This is a genomic window from Demequina litorisediminis, from assembly GCF_030161615.1.
Classification (GTDB): Bacteria; Actinomycetota; Actinomycetes; order Actinomycetales; family Demequinaceae; genus Demequina; species Demequina litorisediminis.
The window spans coordinates 757,235-773,400 of record NZ_BSUN01000001.1; the positions used below are offsets into that span (position 1 = coordinate 757,235).

12 protein-coding genes and 12 pseudogenes are annotated in these 16,166 nt (G+C 68.7%); 3 read left to right on the forward strand and 21 right to left on the reverse strand.

Annotated features, from left to right (window positions below; all coding sequences use genetic code 11):
- Positions 1–36: 36 nt before the first annotated feature.
- The 8 genes and pseudogenes from QQK48_RS04605 to sigE all read right to left on the reverse strand — a co-directional run bounded on the left by QQK48_RS04605 (position 37) and on the right by sigE (position 5,463).
- Positions 37–1,107, reverse strand: a complete 1,071-nt coding sequence (locus QQK48_RS04605) for a YihY/virulence factor BrkB family protein (protein ID WP_284327639.1) — start codon at positions 1,105–1,107, stop codon at positions 37–39.
- Between the two features lie 4 nt (positions 1,108–1,111).
- A pseudogene (trpS, locus tag QQK48_RS04610) lies at positions 1,112–2,134 on the reverse strand (tryptophan--tRNA ligase).
- Positions 2,135–2,215: 81 nt separating this feature from the next.
- Positions 2,216–2,587 (reverse strand): twin-arginine translocase TatA/TatE family subunit, encoded by a 372-nt coding sequence (locus tag QQK48_RS04615; protein ID WP_284327640.1) that lies wholly within the window; start codon positions 2,585–2,587, stop codon positions 2,216–2,218.
- A gap of 17 nt (positions 2,588–2,604) precedes the next feature.
- Positions 2,605–2,913 carry a PDZ domain-containing protein gene (locus QQK48_RS04620; RefSeq protein ID WP_284327641.1) on the reverse strand — a complete coding sequence of 103 codons (309 nt, stop codon included), beginning with the start codon at positions 2,911–2,913 and terminating at the stop codon, positions 2,605–2,607.
- A gap of 98 nt (positions 2,914–3,011) precedes the next feature.
- A pseudogene (locus tag QQK48_RS04625) lies at positions 3,012–3,356 on the reverse strand (S1C family serine protease); the annotation flags it as partial.
- The gene (locus QQK48_RS04630) at positions 3,253–4,020 is read right to left on the reverse strand and encodes a trypsin-like peptidase domain-containing protein (RefSeq protein ID WP_284327642.1); all 768 of its coding nucleotides are present in this window, start codon (positions 4,018–4,020) and stop codon (positions 3,253–3,255) included. The pseudogene QQK48_RS04625 and the gene QQK48_RS04630, both read right to left, overlap by 104 nt.
- Positions 4,021–4,038: 18 nt before the next feature.
- Positions 4,039–4,887 carry an anti-sigma factor family protein gene (locus tag QQK48_RS04635; protein WP_284327643.1) on the reverse strand — a complete coding sequence of 283 codons (849 nt, stop codon included), beginning with the start codon at positions 4,885–4,887 and terminating at the stop codon, positions 4,039–4,041.
- Positions 4,884–5,463, reverse strand: a pseudogene (gene sigE, locus QQK48_RS04640) (RNA polymerase sigma factor SigE). The gene QQK48_RS04635 and the pseudogene sigE overlap by 4 nt, the downstream one beginning before the upstream one ends.
- 144 nt (positions 5,464–5,607) lie before the next feature.
- Between sigE and QQK48_RS04645 the strand changes: the two are divergent.
- A pseudogene (locus QQK48_RS04645) lies at positions 5,608–6,241 on the forward strand (O-methyltransferase).
- A gap of 100 nt (positions 6,242–6,341) precedes the next feature.
- On the opposite strand, the gene QQK48_RS04650 reads toward QQK48_RS04645, so the two are convergent.
- From QQK48_RS04650 to dapE, 4 genes and pseudogenes are all read right to left on the reverse strand, one after another.
- Positions 6,342–6,509: a DUF3117 domain-containing protein gene (locus QQK48_RS04650; RefSeq protein ID WP_084078917.1), complete on the reverse strand. Its 168-nt coding sequence runs from the start codon at positions 6,507–6,509 to the stop codon at positions 6,342–6,344.
- Between the two features lie 105 nt (positions 6,510–6,614).
- A pseudogene (locus QQK48_RS21225) lies at positions 6,615–7,035 on the reverse strand (LOG family protein).
- Between the two features lie 52 nt (positions 7,036–7,087).
- Positions 7,088–7,231 (reverse strand): annotated as a pseudogene (locus QQK48_RS21230) (hypothetical protein); the annotation flags it as partial.
- 204 nt (positions 7,232–7,435) lie between these two features.
- Positions 7,436–8,526: pseudogene (dapE, locus tag QQK48_RS04660) on the reverse strand (succinyl-diaminopimelate desuccinylase).
- A 127-nt stretch (positions 8,527–8,653) separates the two neighbouring features.
- Here dapE and dapD point away from each other — a divergent pair.
- Positions 8,654–9,600, forward strand: a pseudogene (gene dapD, locus QQK48_RS04665) (2,3,4,5-tetrahydropyridine-2,6-dicarboxylate N-succinyltransferase).
- Between the two features lie 14 nt (positions 9,601–9,614).
- The gene (locus QQK48_RS04670; RefSeq protein WP_284327644.1) at positions 9,615–10,532 is read left to right on the forward strand and encodes a hypothetical protein; all 918 of its coding nucleotides are present in this window, start codon (positions 9,615–9,617) and stop codon (positions 10,530–10,532) included.
- A 95-nt stretch (positions 10,533–10,627) separates the two neighbouring features.
- Here the strand turns inward: QQK48_RS04670 and QQK48_RS19100 are convergent, their stop codons facing one another.
- The 9 genes and pseudogenes from QQK48_RS19100 to QQK48_RS04710 all read right to left on the reverse strand — a co-directional run bounded on the left by QQK48_RS19100 (position 10,628) and on the right by QQK48_RS04710 (position 16,060).
- A complete protein-coding gene (locus QQK48_RS19100; protein WP_348523752.1) occupies positions 10,628–10,981 on the reverse strand; it encodes a citrate/2-methylcitrate synthase in 354 nt (117 codons plus the stop codon).
- Positions 10,893–11,522: pseudogene (locus tag QQK48_RS04680) on the reverse strand (citrate/2-methylcitrate synthase); the annotation flags it as partial. The pseudogene QQK48_RS04680 and the gene QQK48_RS19100, both read right to left, overlap by 89 nt.
- 173 nt (positions 11,523–11,695) lie before the next feature.
- A pseudogene (locus QQK48_RS19105) lies at positions 11,696–11,887 on the reverse strand (citrate/2-methylcitrate synthase); the annotation flags it as partial.
- A gap of 91 nt (positions 11,888–11,978) precedes the next feature.
- The gene (gene dapC / locus QQK48_RS04690; protein WP_284327646.1) at positions 11,979–13,100 is read right to left on the reverse strand and encodes a succinyldiaminopimelate transaminase; all 1,122 of its coding nucleotides are present in this window, start codon (positions 13,098–13,100) and stop codon (positions 11,979–11,981) included.
- Positions 13,101–13,112: 12 nt separating this feature from the next.
- Positions 13,113–13,430, reverse strand: a complete 318-nt coding sequence (gene fdxA / locus QQK48_RS04695; RefSeq protein WP_284327647.1) for a ferredoxin — start codon at positions 13,428–13,430, stop codon at positions 13,113–13,115.
- Positions 13,431–13,545: 115 nt separating this feature from the next.
- Positions 13,546–13,755, reverse strand: a complete 210-nt coding sequence (locus QQK48_RS04700; RefSeq protein WP_284327648.1) for a hypothetical protein — start codon at positions 13,753–13,755, stop codon at positions 13,546–13,548.
- Between the two features lie 82 nt (positions 13,756–13,837).
- Positions 13,838–14,293: pseudogene (locus tag QQK48_RS21235) on the reverse strand (VanW family protein); the annotation flags it as partial.
- Positions 14,274–15,326: pseudogene (locus QQK48_RS21240) on the reverse strand (peptidoglycan binding domain-containing protein); the annotation flags it as partial. The pseudogenes QQK48_RS21235 and QQK48_RS21240, both read right to left, overlap by 20 nt.
- A 254-nt stretch (positions 15,327–15,580) precedes the next feature.
- A complete protein-coding gene (locus tag QQK48_RS04710) occupies positions 15,581–16,060 on the reverse strand; it encodes a hypothetical protein (protein ID WP_284327650.1) in 480 nt (159 codons plus the stop codon).
- Positions 16,061–16,166: the final 106 nt, after the last annotated feature.

The following is a 16,166-nucleotide window of genomic DNA, read 5'->3' on the forward strand; positions in this document are numbered from 1 at the left end:
CAACCCAGGAAATGTACTGGTCCTTGGCCATTGGCGCTAGGCCTGCCGCCTTCCGGTGGCGCGCGCCGTGGTCACGGAGCCGTGATGACGTCGAGCGGGAGTGTCCATGTCCCCCACCTCGGGCTCATCCTCGTCGCCGGTCATGACATCGGGATGTGTGCCGAGCCATGCGGCAGCGAACATCATGATGCGCGCCGTGAAGTCCACAAAGATCATGATGGTGAACACCGCTGTCACGGAGCCGAGCACCGGGTCACTGGACACCGACGCCACCATGAACGACACGCCCTGGCGCAGGATGCCGATCGCGAGCGCTGAGACCAGCAGCGTCCACAGCAGTGGCCGCACGGGGCCCTGATAGCGCCCGAGCACCACGATGGCGAGGGCCACGAACGCGGCATCCAGCAGCACGCCCACCGCGATGGCTGGTCCTCGGATGATCCACGCGGACGCGAAGCCGTCCGACAGCAGCGATGCGAGGACGGACGAGAACTCGGAGGCAAGGACCTGGAGCACGATGCCTGCGAGCACCAAGAGGATGATGGCAAACAGCGCGATGAAGTCGCGGATCTTGCCTTGCGAGGGCTTGGCCTCCGTCAGCCCCAGCATCGCTCGGACACCCAGACGCACTCCACGCAGGTACCGGGTCGCGGTGTTGAACAGGATGAGGAACGAGACGAGACCCACGATGCCCGTGATGGTCTGGGGCGCGATCGAGTCGGGCGAGATGAGGCCTTCCTCGCCGTCGACGGCCACCACGCCGGGGATGGCGTCGTTGAGGAAGGCGTAGAAGCGGTTCTGCCATTCCTCGTTGCCCGCCAGCAGGTAACTCGACAGGGTGATGGCGATCACCACCCCGGCCGCCAGAGACGTCAACGAGTAGTACGCGATGCCGCCCGAGAGGATCATGCCGTTGCGCAGTTTCATCGTCTCGAGGGTGCGGCCCGCACGGGTGCCCTCGAACCAGGCCTTCTTCTCCTTGGCCTGGTCGATGGCTTCCTTGGTGCGGTCGATGGCGCTCGCGTCGCTCCGTTCGTCGCGGTGCGACAACGACGTGCGATGCGCGGCGCTGCTCGCGTGACGCTGCGGGTCGTCGCGATCGCTCATCGAGTTACCTCCAGCGCTGCGGCTTCAGCAGTCCCACTCGATCGTAGAGGCGCTCCAGGGTTCCGCGCGCGATGGCGGAGGCCTTCTGCGCACCCTCGTCGAGCACCGTGTCGAGCCTTCGGGCGACTCGATCCACTCCATCGCGTTGTCGCGGATCGGGGTGAGGTAGGCGACCACCGCATCGGCCAGGTCCACCTTGAGGTGGCCGTACATCTTGCCCTGGTAGTCCTCGACGAGCCTGGTCGATGGAGCGGCCATCGATCGCGGAGTAGATGGACAGGAGGCTGGAGACTCCGGGCTTGGTCTCGCGGTCGAAGCGGATCTCGGTGTCGAGGTCCGTCACCGCGGACTTGATGGCCTTGGCGACCTTCTTGGGCTCCTCGAGGATCTCAATGAGGCCCTTGCCGTTCGATGCCGACTTGGACATCTTCTTGGTGGGCTCCTGGAGGTCGTAGATCTTCGCGGTCTCCTTCACGATGTACGGCTCCGGCACCACGGCCGAGCCCTCGCCAAGACGCGTGTTGAGGCGCTCAGCGAGGTCGCGCGAGAGCTCGAGGTGCTGTCGCTGGTCCTCGCCAACGGGCACCAGGTTGGTGTCATACAGCAGGATGTCGGCCGCCATGAGGACCGGGTACGTGAACAGGCCGACGTTGGTGCCGGACTCCCCCACCTTGGCGGACTTGTCCTTGAACTGGGTCATGCGCGACGCCTCACCGAAGCCGGTGAAGGTCGACAGCAGCCAGGCGAGTTCCGCATGCTCGGGCACGTGCGACTGCACGAACACGAGCGAGCGCTCGGGGTCCACGCCAGCGGCAAGGAACTGCGCGGCGGTGCGGCGCGTGCGCTCACGCAGCAGCGCGGGCTCGGGCGCGACGGTGAGTGCGTGAAGGTCGACGACGCCGTAGAGGGCGTCGTAGTCGTCCTGCAGGGCCACCCAGTTGACCAACGCGCCCAGGTAGTTACCGAGGTGCAGGGAGTCAGAGGTCGGCTGCATGGCCGAAAACACGCGAGGCTTCATACGCGCCATCATCCCAAACTCAGGCGAGTGCGCGAAACCCACGACCACCGAGGGCGCGGCACGCCTCGGCAGGCATGGGGAGGGCGGCGGTTACGTGGCCTCGGCGTCGTAGGGGATGCCGGTGGCGGTCACGCTCTGGCCAGAAGCATGAGCGGCCGATGCCGGCGAGGTCGTGGCGGCCGCCGTCGCCCCCGCCGCTCGTGCGGCGGGCGCGGCGGACGGTTCCGCGAGCGCCTCGCGCACGATGCGGCGAGGGTCGTACTGACGAGGGTCGTACTGAGTCCAGTCGACATCGGCGCCGACGTCGGCCTTCAACTGATCCTTGTTCTGATTGACGTAGTCGCGTCCACGCACCACCCACGCGCGCAGTTGCTTCGCGTACTCGGGCATCCTCTCGGGGCCGACCACAACGATCGCCACGAGGATGATGACGAGAAGCTCCCCGCCGTTGATGTCAAACACGCGACTATTGTGCCTCGCTACGGCTGCTCGTAGGTCACTTCGTCGCTCGAACCGAGCGTCACGGTGATGTCCTCGGACGAGTCGCCGTGCTGCACGGTGAGCACCACATCGTCGCCTGCAGCCTTGGCGCGGATCGCGACGATCGGCTCGTCGGTCTGCGTGATGGGACGGCCGTCGATCGCGGTGATGACGTCACCGGCCTCGATGCCCGCCTGGTCGGCGGGACCGCCCTCGACGACGCCGCTGGAGTCGTCGACGACCATGACGCCCTCGCCCGTGTAGCGACCATCGAGCCTGCACGCCGATGACCGGGTACGTGGCCACACCGTTCTCGATGAGCCTGCTCCGCGGTGCGCTGCGCCTGGTTCGAGGGGATCGCGAAGCCCAGGCCGATGGACCCGGTCTCCGATGACGTCCCCGAGAGGGTGGCGATGGCGGAGTTCACGCCGATGACCTCGCCGTTGGCGTTCAGCAGGGGGCCGCCCGAATTGCCGGGGTTGATCGCCGCGTCCGTCTGAAGCGCATCGATGTAGGCCTGCGTCTGGGTGTCACCCGCGGTCACGGGACGGTGCATCGACGAGATGATGCCGGTGGTCACCGTGCCCTCAAGTCCCAGCGGCGAGCCGACGGCGATGGTCGCGTCGCCCACGACCACCTCATCAGAGTCAGCGAAGGTCAGCGGGGTGAGGCCGTCGAGATCGACCTTGATGACCGCCAGGTCGTAGTCGGCGGTGGCCCCGACCAGGCTCGGCAGCGTGCTCCGAGCCATCGGAGAACACCACGGTGATCGAGGTGGCTCCGTCGACCACGTGATTGTTGGTCAGGATGTAGCCGTCCTCCTGAATGACGAACCCTGAGCCGGTCGCGGAGCCGCCCTCCATGGTCGACTCGATCGACACCACGGACGGCATGACCTCGGCGGCGACTGCGGCAACGGAGCCCGCCTCGCGGTCAACGCTCTGTCCCTCTGTGACGGACAGCGACGCGCTGGGGCTGCCGAACTCGTCGTAGGCCCACGCACCGGCGAAACCGCCTCCCAGGCCGAGCAGGAGGGCACCTGCGGCGATGCCCGCGATAGCGCCGCCGCCGAGGCGCCCCTTCTTCTCCTTCACGGGAGCAGGCGGTGCGTCGTAGCCCGAGCCGTCGTAGGCGGGCTGGGCGGTCAGCATCGTGCCGTCGCTCTGAGGCGCCAAGGTGGCGGCGGGGACCGGAGGCGCGACGGGGGCATCGGCCATGGCCGATGCTTCAGGAGCGGCGGGTGCGGCGGGTGCCACCGGAGCCGCCGTCACCGGGTGCACCGCGGTCGGCGCGACCTGCGCGTCGGTCTCCTGGCCGTGCGTGGGGATCACCTCGGTGTCCTGCTGCTGGGAGGCGTCCGCGCCCTGCGAAGGACGCTGCTCACCGTTCGGAGACGCGAAGGGGTTGTCAGTCATGGGGGCTCCTTGTGAGGTCTAGTCTCCGGCGACGACGTCCGCGACCCGCTCCACGCCATCAACGACGCGGCTCATGATCCCGGAGGACTCGTCGGAGGGAAAACTCGAGGCCACCGCCTCAAGGGTCGCGGCGGCGCACTCGCACGTCGCGGAGATGACGATGTCCCCCGCCTGCCACACCACCTGCCGCGGGTCCTCGCTCACGAGGTACGCGGAGGTATGGCCCAGGTCAATCGTCGCGAAATGATCCCCAAGCCCATCGGCCAATTGGCCGTGCTGCTCGGTGATCACGATGGTGTCGAGGTCGGCGAGCATCGACACCACGAGCACGGTCCCACCCGAGCCATCGGTGACGAGGCGACCCTCCACGGGCACCAGGTCGGACTCCTCCCAGTCGGGACTTGCCCAGTCGCGCAGCTCTTCCCCGCTGCGCACCGACGCGGCCTCCAGGAACGTGGTCGGATCCGCGGCTGCCGAATCGGCGGAGCCCTCCGCGGAGGCGAACGTCACCTGAGGTGGTGCGCCGATGGAGTACAGGACACCCACGGAGGCACCCAGTACGGCCATCACGACGACGAGCACCATCACCGGACGGGTTCCCCGGCCCGATGCGGCACGCGCCACGTGCTTGGACTCGCCCTTGGCGATCTCGGCCATGCGCTCACGGTCGAGAAGGCGACGGGCGAAAGTCATGTCGATGCCAGCGGAGGACGTGCGCAGCGCCTCACGCGCTGCGCGCAGGTCATCCCACCTCAGCCGGCAGTCCTGGCAGGTGTCGAGGTGTGCCATCGCCTCCGCGCACTGCTCGGCATTCAGACGGTTGTCGAGCAGGTCGTGGATGCGGTCTCCGAGATGTGCGTCGCTCACCCGTCACCTCGCGTCGGCGCGCGGTGAGCCAAAGACTCACGGAGCCTTCGCACGAGCGCGAGACAGTCGGGAGCGGACGGTACCCATCTTGATGCCGAGCGTGGCAGCGATCTCCTCATAGGAGAGCCCCTCGATGTCGGACAGCACCACGGCGGCGCGGTACTCCGGCTGGAGGTCGGCAAGGGCGGCGATGATGTCGTCACCCAGATGGGACATGTCGAAGGCGTCCTCGGGCTGTCCCGACCGCTCGTGGCGGTCGAAGGCGTCAGACGTGGCGACAGACGCGTCATCATCGGCCATGAAATCGAACCGGATGCGCTTCTTGCGACGCATGCGGTCGAGGAACAGGTTGGTCGTGATGCGGTGAAGCCAGCCCTCGAACGTGCCGGGCTTGTACTGCGACAGCGAGTTGAACACGCGGATGAACACATCCTGCGTGAGGTCCTCGGCGTCGTGCTGGTTACCCGTCAGGTGGTAGGCCAAGCGATACACGCGACCGGAGTGCTCCTCGACAATGCGCTCCCACGTCAGGTCATGCGGGGCGGTCGAGCCTCGCGGAGGATGACAGGGTGGCAATCTCCTGTGTTTGCGTCATGCGTTTTCCCTCCTCCACGTCACGGTCAACGGATATCGATAGGACCATGTTCCCACGCGTTCCTGGGAGTTTGCTGAGACAGAGGTCCCTCGCCTCCCGTTACGATGACGCACAGGAGGCTGACGATGAGCATCGAAGCGGCGAACTGGGCGTACTGCGAGGACTTCCGTCCCGAGGACCGCGTCCTTCTTGAGGCACGCGACGTGGCCGATCAGCTCGGCTGCACCCCCGTTCACCCCGGCGCTGGCCTCTTGCGCCTGCTGGCACAGGTGTCCGGCGCGCGGTCGATCGTCGAGATCGGCACGGGCGCGGGAGTGTCCACCACGTACCTGCTGCGCGGCATGGGCGACGAGGGCGTGATCACCACCATCGACGTGGAGCCCGAGCACCACAAGGCCGCCAAGCGCACGCTTGCCGCCGCGGGGATTCGCCCCGAGCGCGCCCGCATGATCACCGGTCGCGCGCTTGAGGTGTTGCCGCGCCTGACCGACGCCGGCTACGACCTGGTCCTGATCGACGCACGCAAGGCCGAGTACCCGCAGTACCTTGAGCAGGCGCTGCGCCTGCTACGCGTGGGTGGCATGGTCGTGCTCGACAACGCCCTGTGGCACGGACGTGTCCCCGACCCGGCGCAGCGCGACGAGTCCACGACCGCAGTGCGCTCCACGTTGAAGCCTGGTGCGCGACGACGAACGCCTCACCGCCGTGATGACGCCCTCGGGCGACGGCCTCCTGGTCGCGGTCAAGAACACCCCGTAGGCCCGACAAGGCTCCACCCCGCCTCCGGACACACCAAAGTCCGGGCGACCCGTGCATCGGCCGTCCGGACTGAGGCGAAAAGAAGGGGTGAGGGAATTCCCTACTGGAGGGCGCCCGCGAGGGCGTCGCGCAGAGCCGCGACCTCGTCGGCGTTGATCTCGACGACCAGACGGCCACCGCCCTCGAGCGGAACGCGCATCACATAGCCGCGACCCTCCTTCACGACCTCCATGGGGCCGTCACCGGTACGGGGCTTCATCGCAGCCATATGCGTCTCTCCTCGGAACTCACCAGCCGGACCGCGCAGGCGCGCGGCACCGCCCACCATTCTACGGCTTTGGGACCACCGTCCCAAAAACGAGTGAGACGCGCGTCACATTGGCTCGGTCAGCGGCCCGTCCTCGACAGTCACCGGCCCGGTGCCTTCTCCCCGCGCGTAGTCGACGACGATCTGCACGGCTTCCTCGATGTCGTCGGTGACGTGGAACAGGTCGAGGTCTGTGGCGGCCGCCTTGCCGTCGGCCACCATCGAGTCACGCAGCCAGGCCACCAGCCCGTCCCAGTAAGCGTGTCCCACGAGCACCACGGGGAACTTGGTGATGGTGCGTGTCTGCACCAGGGTGAGCGACTCGAAGAGCCTCGTCCATGGTGCCGAAGCCGCCGGGCAACACGATGAAGCCCTGCGCGTACTTCACGAACATGGTCTTGCGAGCGAAGAAGTACCGGAAGTTGATGCCGAGGTTGACGTATTTGTTGACGCCCTGCTCGAAGGGGAGGCTCGATTCCGAGGCCAACGGACACGCCGCCAGCCTCCTGGGCGCCCCGGTTCGCGGCCTCCATGACGCCGGGGCCGCCGCCCGTGATGACGGCGAAGCCCTCCTCCACTAGGCGGCGTCCCACGGTGACGCCCTGCTGGTAGTCGGGTGCGTCCTCCTTGGTGCGGGCCGAGCCGAACACCGAGATGGCGGGGCCCAGGCTCCGCGAGGGCACCGAAGCCCTCGACGAACTCGCTTTGGATCCGCAGCACGCGCCAGGGGTCGCCGTGCAGCCAGTCGGGTTCGTCTTGTCCGCCGAGCAGGCGCCCCGAGGTCGAGGTCTTGGGGATGTTCGGGCCGCGAAGCAGGACGGGGCCCTTGCGGTACTCGCTCATGGTTCCTCCTCAGGGTGCGTGGGATGGCCGATGCGGTGGCCGGCTCAGTGCGTGAGCCAGGCCTCCAAGCCCGCGCGACAGGCGTGGATGTCGCTCACGGGGCAGTGCTCGTTGTCGGTGTGGGCCAGGCTCGGGATCGCCCGGCCCGTAATTGACGGCGGGAATCCCGAGCGCGGCGAAGCGTGCCACGTCGGTCCATCCCTGCTTGGCACGCGGGGCGTCCACGCCGGTGGCGGCCACGGCCGCGGCGAAGGAGGCCGCCAGCGGCGCGTCGAGGCCGGGACGGGCGGCACCGGAGAGGTCGGTGAACTCGAGGCTCCAGTCGCTCAGACCCGCGCCTGCGACGAAGCCCTTGAAGCGGTCCTTGGCCTCCTCAAGGCTCCAACGCGGGGAGAAGCGGTAGTTGATGGTCACCACGCATTCGTCGGGAATGACGTTGGTCGCGATGCCACCGCGCACGAGGACGGCGTTCAGGCCCTCGCGGTACGTCAGCCCCTCCACCTCGTGCTGCTCGGCCTCGTAGGCGGCGAGTGCGGCGAGCAGGGGCGCGGCACCGTGGATGGCGTTGACTCCCTTCCACGCACGCGCGCTGTGGGCGGCCACTCCCCCGGTACGCACCTCGGCGCGCAGGGTGCCGTTACAGCCGCCCTCGATGACGCCGGAGGTGGGTTCGCAGAGCACCGCGAAGTCCGCGCGCAGCAGGTCGGCGTGCTTGCGTGCGAGGCGTCCGAGGCCGTTCTTCGACTCCTCGACCTCCTCGTGGTCGTACAGCACCCAGGTGATGTCACGCGTCGGTGCGGTGAGCCTGTGCCGCGAGGCTCAGCATGACGGCGACGCCCGTCTTCATGTCGGTCGCGCCGCGGCCCCACAGCGTGGCTCCATCGTCGTCCCAGCGCGACGGAACGTTGTTCTTGATCGGCACGGTGTCGAGGTGGCCCGCGATGATGACGCGCTCGGCGGCTCCCGTCTCGGTGCGCGCGATGATCGCGTCGCCGTCCCGCGTGATGGCAAGGTGGGGCGCCTGCGCCCTCAGGGCCGCCTCAACGGCGTCGGCAATCGCGTGCTCGCCGCCACTCACGGACGGAATGTCGATGAGCCTGCGCCGCAAGGTGTTCGACGGGGGCGGTGAGGTCAATCGAGGCCATGTGGCCACCCTATCCACGCCGTAGGAACGTCAGCGCTCACGTGACCGCTCCCAGCGGGTTCCCTAGGAACGTCAGCACTCATCGGCCCCGGCAGCGGCCGCCCGTAGGATGGTCGCCATGACGCGACCTGCCTACGGATTCGGCCTGGCCACCTACGACGCCGAGGGCGTCGCCCTCGACACCTGGTACCCCTCCCCGCGCTGGGCGAGGCGCCCGCCGGACAGCAGATCCCCGACACCCTCGTTGACGCCGAGCGCACCGACGCGCTGCGCGCCGTCACCGTCCGTGCAGTGCGCACCGTCATCGACCTCGACGCGGCCCCCGCCTCGGTCGAGGACGCCTACCTGCGCCTCCACCTGCTGTCGCACCGCCTGGTGCAGCCCCACGGGCTCAACCTCGACGGCCTGTTCGGAGCGCTCACCAACGTGGCCTGGACCTCCGCCGGACCGTGCGCCATCGCCACCCTCGAGGACACCCGCCTGCGCTTCCGTGCCGCCGGTCAGCACCTCACCGTCTTTGGCGTCGACAAGTTCCCCCGCCTCGTGGACTACGTGGTGCCGTCCGGCGTGCGTATCGCCGATGCCGACCGTGTGCGCCTTGGCGCGCACCTCGCCGAGGGCACCACGGTGATGCACGAGGGGTTCGTGAACTTCAACGCGGGCACGCTGGGTCACTCGATGGTGGAGGGTCGCATCTCGGCCGGAGTCGTGGTCGGCGACGGCTCCGACGTGGGCGGCGGCGCCTCCATCATGGGCACCCTCTCCGGCGGCGGCAAGGAGGTCATCTCCATCGGCGAGCGCTCGCTGCTGGGCGCCAACTCGGGGCTCGGCATCCCGCTGGGTGACGACTGCATCGTCGAGGCCGGGCTGTACGTCACCGCGGGCTCCAAGGTGCGCGTCGTCGGCGCGACCACCGAGGACGGCGAGCCCGTCATCGTGAAGGCCAAGGACCTCGCGGGCCGCAACAACCTGCTGTTCCGCCGTCACTCCCAGACCGGCGCCCTCGAGGTCGTCGCACGCGAAGGCTCGGGAGTCGAACTCAACGCCGCTCTCCACGCCAACTGACGCGCGCCCGCTCGATGAACGCGCGCCGGGGGCGTAGCCGCGGCACGGGTTGGCTCGCGCTGTTCCTCATCGTCGCCGTCACGGTCGCGGCGATCGTCTACGTGCCCCGCATCTGGGAACGGTACGGCGATGAGTACCTTGCCTCGGACCGCTGCACCGTCACGGTTGGCGAGCGCACCGACTCCAAGACCGCGGAGCAAGCGGAGAACATCGCGATCATCGTCGCGGGCTCGATGCGCTGGGGCCTGCCCGCCCGCGCCGCGACCATCGCCGTCGCGACCGCGATCCAGGAGTCCACGCTGCGCAACATCGACTACGGAGACCGCGACAGCATCGGCCTATTCCAGCAGCGGCCCTCGCAGGGCTGGGGCAGCGTCGAGGAGATCATGGACCCCTACTACGCCACGGACCGGTTCTACGAGGCGCTGATCAAGGTCGACGGCTGGCAGGACGCGGAGATCACCGACGCCGCCCAGGCCGTCCAGCGCTCGGGGTTCCCGTTGGCGTACGCCGACCACGAAGAGGAAGGCCGGCTCTGGGCATCGGCCCTCACGGGCAACGGCGGCACCGTCACCTGCGACCTGTCCCCGGCCAGCGAGCCGACGTCGACACAGGCCTTCGCGGACCGCGTGGCCGCGGATTTCGGTGACGACGCCTACGTGCTGGCGCCTGTGGGGGTCGCCGGGACCGACGGGGCGCGCTCGGACACGGTGCTGAGGGTCACAGGCGCGAGCGATGCGGCGACCGCGGCGCTCGCCCAGTGGGCCGTCGCGGTCAGCGCCGGCGAGTCCGTGACGGTGGCCGACGGCTCGGGTGGGGCATGGGTGCGGGCGGCCGATGCCGTGGAGACGACCCCCGAGCCGGGAACCCTCACCGGCGGCGACGGCGCGGAGATCTGGCTACGGACGAGCGCGCCGGAGGACGAGGGGTAGGCTCCCCGCTGGGGAATCGGCGTGAAATGAAAGATCGGGTGGCATCTCGTCGCCGAGATGCCACCCGAATCCACATCTGGGTGATTCGGGGGCGCCTAGCGCTCCGCGATGGGCGCGTAGGTGCGGTCGGTCTCACCCGTGTAGATCTGGCGCGGACGGCCGATCTTGGTGCGCGGGTCGGCGAGCATCTCGCGGTAGTGCGCGATCCAGCCGGGCATGCGGCCCAGCGCAAACAGGGGCGTGAACATGGGCGTGTCGAAGCCCATCGCCGAGTACAGCAGGCCCGTGTAGAAGTCGACGTTCGGGTAGAGCCTTGCGCTCGATGAAGTACTCGTCGGACAGCGCGATCTCCTCGAGACGCTGCGCCATCTCGAAGGTCTCGTTGTTGCCGCCGATCTCCGCGAGGATCGTGTTCGCGATCTTCTTGACCTGCGCGCCACGCGGGTCATACGACTTGTAGACGCGGTGTCCGAAGCCCATGAGGCGGGCGCCCTCGACGCGGTCCTTGACCTTCGCGACGAACTGCTCGACGGTGTCGCCGGAGTCCTTGATCTGGTCGAACATGCGCAGGGCGGCCTCGTTGGCCCCACCGTGCAATGGACCCGACAGCGCGCCCACACCTGCCGCGACCGAGGCGTAGATGTTCGCCTGCGACGAGCCGACGATCCGAACCGTGGATGTCGAGCAGTTCTGCTCGTGGTCGGCGTGCAGGATGAGGAGCAGGTCGAGTGCCTTGCGCATGACGGGGTCGACATCGAGCCTCACCGTCGGCGCCCGAGAAGCAGATTCGCATGAACTCGTCGACGTAGTGGCCGCCCTGGCGGGGCTCGATGAGCTCGCCGCCCGAGGCGCGACGCTGGAGGTACGCGATGACCGTCGCGGACTTCGCCAACAGCAGCACGGTGGCCACTCGAGCTCTTCCTCGGACGTCCCCACCGACTCGGGGTAGAACGTCGACAGCGCGGAGATTGCGCCCGAGAGCACGGCCATGGGGTGCGCATCACGCGGGAAGGCCCCGAGGAAGGCTCTTGATGCCCTCGTGGACGTGCATGTGACGCGAAACACGGTTGTTGAACGCGTTGAGGAGGTCCTCCGTGGGCAGGCTCGCCGTGGATCAGCAGGTACGCCACCTCGAGGAAGGTCGACTTCTCCGCCAACTGCTCAATGGGGTATCCGCGGTACTTGAGGATGCCCGCATCGCCGTCGATGTAGGTGATGGCGCTCTCACAGGAGGCGGTGTTCATGAAGCCCGGGTCGACCGTCACGAGGCCCGTGTCGCGCAGGAGCGTCGACACGGCCATGCCGTCATTGCCGACGGTTGACCGCTCGATGGGCAGGCTCGCGGGTCGTTCCATCGACAGTAAGACGTGCGTCAACCACTCGTGTCATTCCGAAAACCCTCCAGGGCACCGCAGCGCCATTGTGTGCGTTCGCTTAGGCGCGAGTTTACCCATTTTTGGCAAGACGGTGAACCGCCTGCTCAAGGCGTTCGTCGGTGGCCGTGAGGGCGATCCGCACGAACTCGCGCGCCTGCTCTCCGTAGAACGCGCCCGGAGCGGCAACAATGCCGCGGTCCGCAAGAAAGGCCAGGGTGTCCCAGCAGTCCTCGCCGCGCGTGGCCCAGAGGTACAGGCCGGCCTCGGAACCGGGCACGGAGAATCCCGCGTCACGGACAGCAGGAAGGAGCGCTTCGCGGCGTCGTCGGTAGCGCTCGCGCTGCTGGGTCACGTGGGAATCGTCGCCGAGCGCGGCCGCCGTGGCGGCCTGCACGGGGGCGGGAACGATCATGCCTGCGTGCTTGCGAGTCTCAAGCAGCGAGCCCACCAGCGCACGGTCGCCCGCCACGAAGGCTGCCCGGTACCCGGCAAGGTTCGACTGCTTCGACAGCGAGTACACCGCGAGCAGCCCCTCGTGAGAGCCGCCACAGACGGCGGGGTCCAGGACGGACGGCACGCCTTCGCTGGCGTAGGGCTCCTCCCAGGCGAGCGCCGCGTAGCACTCGTCGGAGGCGACGATGGCGCCGATGGCGCGGGCGGCTTCGACGATCTCACGCAACTCGTCACGGCCCAGCACGCGGCCGGTCGGGTTGGACGGGGAGTTGATCCACACCAGCCGGACATCGTCCCGGCCGGCCCACGAGGCGACGTCGTCCGCCGCAAGGGCGGTCGCACCCGCCAGGCGGGCTCCCACGTCGTAGGTCGGGTACGCCGCCGCGGGGTGCACCACCACATCACCCTGACCAAGCCCCAGGAGCGCAGGCAGCCACGCCACCAACTCCTTGGAACCCACGGTGGGGAGCACGGCATCGGCCGTGAGGGAGTGAACGCCGCGGGTGCGGGAGAACCAGTCGACGACGGCCTGGCGCAGCGCCACGGTTCCCTGGGTCGTCGGATACCCGGGCGCGTCCGATGCCGCCGCAAGGGCCGCACGCACCACCTCGGGGGTGGGGTCGACCGGCGTACCGACGGAGAGGTCCACGACCCCGCCAGGGTGCGCCGCGGCACGCTCACGGAACGGGGTCAGCGAGTCCCAGGGAAAGTCGGGAAGGGAGCGCGGGTTCAGGCCCATGCGCGCCCCGCGTCAGTTCTGCGGGGGAAGCGACTTGATGAGGTCGTGATCGTGCTCGATCAGACCCATCTTCGCGGCGCCACCGGGCGAACCGATCTCCGAGAAGAACTCGACGTTGGCGTTGTAGAAGTCGGCCCACTTGTCGGGGACATCGTCCTCGTAGTAGATCGCCTCGACGGGGCACACGGGCTCGCATGCACCGCAGTCCACGCACTCGTCGGGGTGGATGTACAGCGAACGCTCGCCCTCGTAGATGCAGTCGACAGGACACTCGTCGATGCAGGCCTTGTCCTTGACGTCGACACAAGGCAGCGCGATGACGTAGGTCACTTCGTCTCCTCCAACAGGGGCGTTCGGGGTCGTTTCATCATAGCGCCGTGCCGGAGTCGCGGACGCACCGGCGGTCGCCGGTCAATCCTCGTCGTCGGAGACGCACACCACCGCGTCATTGGGCTGGTAGGTCCAGGTGAACGGCTCCTCCGCGACCACCTCGCCGTCGAGCCTTGACGGTGCGCGTGTTGGTGATCGTGAAGCCCGATTCCCCGGCCCCGTGCGCCTCGCAGTTGGCGGACGAGACTTCCTTCACGCCGGGCGACTTGATGTTGGTCTTGGCGCTGGCCTCGGTCGTAACCTCGAAGTACTTGGTGGACCACACGTCGACGTGAAGGTTGTTGCCGCTGATGTAGGCTGTTGAACACGGCGGCGTAGGGCGTGTTGTTGGTGAACTCGACGTTGATCTGGTCGCCATACAGGGTGGATTCACGGCCCGCGGGGTAGCGGTCGAACCACACCGAGTGCGGCCGGAAGCGCGTGATCTCGTAGCCCGCGAAGTAGGCGGCGTTGTACGTGGTGGTCGCCATCTGGGACAGGCCACCGCCGATGCCGGAGGTCAGGATGCCGTCGACGATCACGTGGGCGTCGGCGTAACCCTCGGCGGCGGTGATAGGCGACAGGGTCGCGTAGAGGTCGAAGGACTCGTCGGGCAGGAGGACCGTGCCCGTGACGTCTCCCGCGGCCGTGCGCAGGTTCTGCGTGCGGATCGGCTCGGCCGTCAGCGGGGTGTCGAAGGACGCCACGATCTCCTTGAGGTCGCCCGCGCCGATCGACTTGTTGGTGACGTCGGGTTCGAGCCTTCGTGAGGGGAGCCTGGCCCGCGCGCTGGGACGTGCCCGCGGCCTCGACGATGGCGTCACCGAGAGCCGCGGCGTCGATGGTGGTGCCGTTGACGGCCTTCTCGACCTTCAGTTGGTGGTCGTCGGTGAAGGACAGCGACGCGTCCTCGGGCTCGGTCTCGAGGTCGGGGTTGGCCTTGATGAGGTCGGCGGCGATGGCCTCGCCGTCCACCTGGAGCACCAACTGCGAGCCCTCGGTGACGACGGTGGCGTGCTCCGCGACCTCGTCGGCGGTGACCACCGCCTTGCCGTTGTCCGAGTTCAGGGTCACGTCTCCGGCGAGGAACTGCTGCGAGAGGTCGGCCGCGAACTCGTCCGCGGTCTCATCCGACACCGCGGCGGGCGTGACGTCAGCGACGGCGGTGATGGTGGTCGAGGCAGGCCAGGCATCGGCCACGAGTGCCGCCGTCTCCTCGGTGTCGACGGCGATGGCGGTACGGCCCTGGTGGGCGACTCCCGCGGTGCCGACGATCTCGACGCTCGCGTCGACGGCGTCGCGGTCCAGTTCCGTGGCGGCGTCCGCGACCGCGGCATCGAGGGCGTCCTCGTCAACGGTGGGCACGGGGTCGACGTGGCCCCCGCCTGAGATGTGCTGCCACAGGCGCTCGGGGCGCAGGGTGAATCCGGTCAGGTCCGCGATGGTGGCCTCGGCATCGATCCCGAGACCCGCCTCCGCCGCGGGCACGCCCACGCTCTCGTCCTCCACCGTCAGCGTGATGTCTGACTGCCCGAGCGCCTCGGCCGCGTCATCGATCGCGGCGAGGGCGGCCCCGGTGGACTTCCCGCCGATCTGGACGCCAAGCGTCTCGGTGTCGCGCGGAACCGTGCCGGACAGCAGGGCCTGCGCGCCGACGTAGACGCCAGCGAGACCGACGATCACGATGGGGACGGCAAGCCATCCACGCCCGCGCTTCTTGGCGTGCGCGCCACGCTCGCCGGTGGACGTCGAGGCGGCCCCTGCGGACTCCACGATCGCCTGGGTGCGCACGTCGTCCACCGTAGCGGGCCACTGTGACGTGGGAGCGGGCTCGCGGTCGGCGAACGCCGGGCTCATGACGGCCGTCTCTTCGACCGCGGCGTCGAGCACGGCGGTCTCCTCCGCATCGGCGCCCTCGGTCAGTGCACCTGCTGCCGCCGCGGCGCTGACGCGGGTCACGGCGCGGGTGTCGGCATCTGGCTCGTCGGGAGTCGTGGCCGCTGCAGCATCGGCCGACGTCGATGCGGAGCCGAGCGGCGGGGTGTCGACGACCTCGGCAGCAAGCCACGTGGGCGCCGCCAGTTCCGCCGTCGGGGTGTGCTCCACGGCGGCTACCGCAGCGGGGCTTGCCTCCGAGCGCGCGCCCTTGCCGCGTGCGGCTCGCGACCGCAGCGCGCGATGTGCCGCCCCCTGGCGCCTGCGCTCGACCTGTGCCTCGGCCTCGAGCCGGGCCGCATTCTTAGCCTTCGACATCGTCCCCCACCAACAGCCTTCCTGGGCAGCAGTGACGCCACCACGATTGCGCCCACGCCACCGGCGAGCCAGCCGTAACCAAGCCCGTCGGCGGCGATCAACACCGAACCACCGGGCCCCTCGAGCGTCCACACGTAGGTCAGCACTGCCCACACGCCCGCGAAGAGCCCCAGACCCATCCACGACAACCACGTCCGCGAGAACACGGCCGCAAGCAGCACCATCACCACACTCAGCACGTCTCCGTAGGGAGGAATGGAGCGATACGCGATAGCGCCGACGGTGGCGACCAAGAGTCCCGCGACGGCGATGATGAGGTAGCCGACGGAGTCCTTCATGCCGTCCAGGATAGGCGGTGGCCCACCCGCACCGGTGCCGCCACCCTGGCCGCCGGTCGACTCAACCCGCCCGCTCCCCCACCGACTCCCAAGGTACGGAGTGACT

Bases quoted from the DNA above. Each gene is read 5' to 3' on its own strand.
- QQK48_RS04605 (WP_284327639.1), bottom strand. From the start codon at position 1,107: ATGAGCGATCGCGACGACCCGCAGCGTCACGCGAGCAGCGCCGCGCAT.
- QQK48_RS04650 (WP_084078917.1), bottom strand. From the start codon at position 6,509: ATGGCTGCGATGAAGCCCCGTACCGGTGACGGCCCCATGGAGGTCGTG.
- QQK48_RS04710 (WP_284327650.1), bottom strand. From the start codon at position 16,060: ATGAAGGACTCCGTCGGCTACCTCATCATCGCCGTCGCGGGACTCTTG.
- QQK48_RS04670 (WP_284327644.1), top strand. From the start codon at position 9,615: ATGAACGCGCGCCGGGGGCGTAGCCGCGGCACGGGTTGGCTCGCGCTG.
- dapC (WP_284327646.1), bottom strand. From the start codon at position 13,100: ATGGGCCTGAACCCGCGCTCCCTTCCCGACTTTCCCTGGGACTCGCTG.
- QQK48_RS19100 (WP_348523752.1), bottom strand. From the start codon at position 10,981: ATGACCCGCGTGGCGCGCAGGTCAAGAAGATCGCGAACACGATCCTCG.
- QQK48_RS04630 (WP_284327642.1), bottom strand. From the start codon at position 4,020: ATGACTGACAACCCCTTCGCGTCTCCGAACGGTGAGCAGCGTCCTTCG.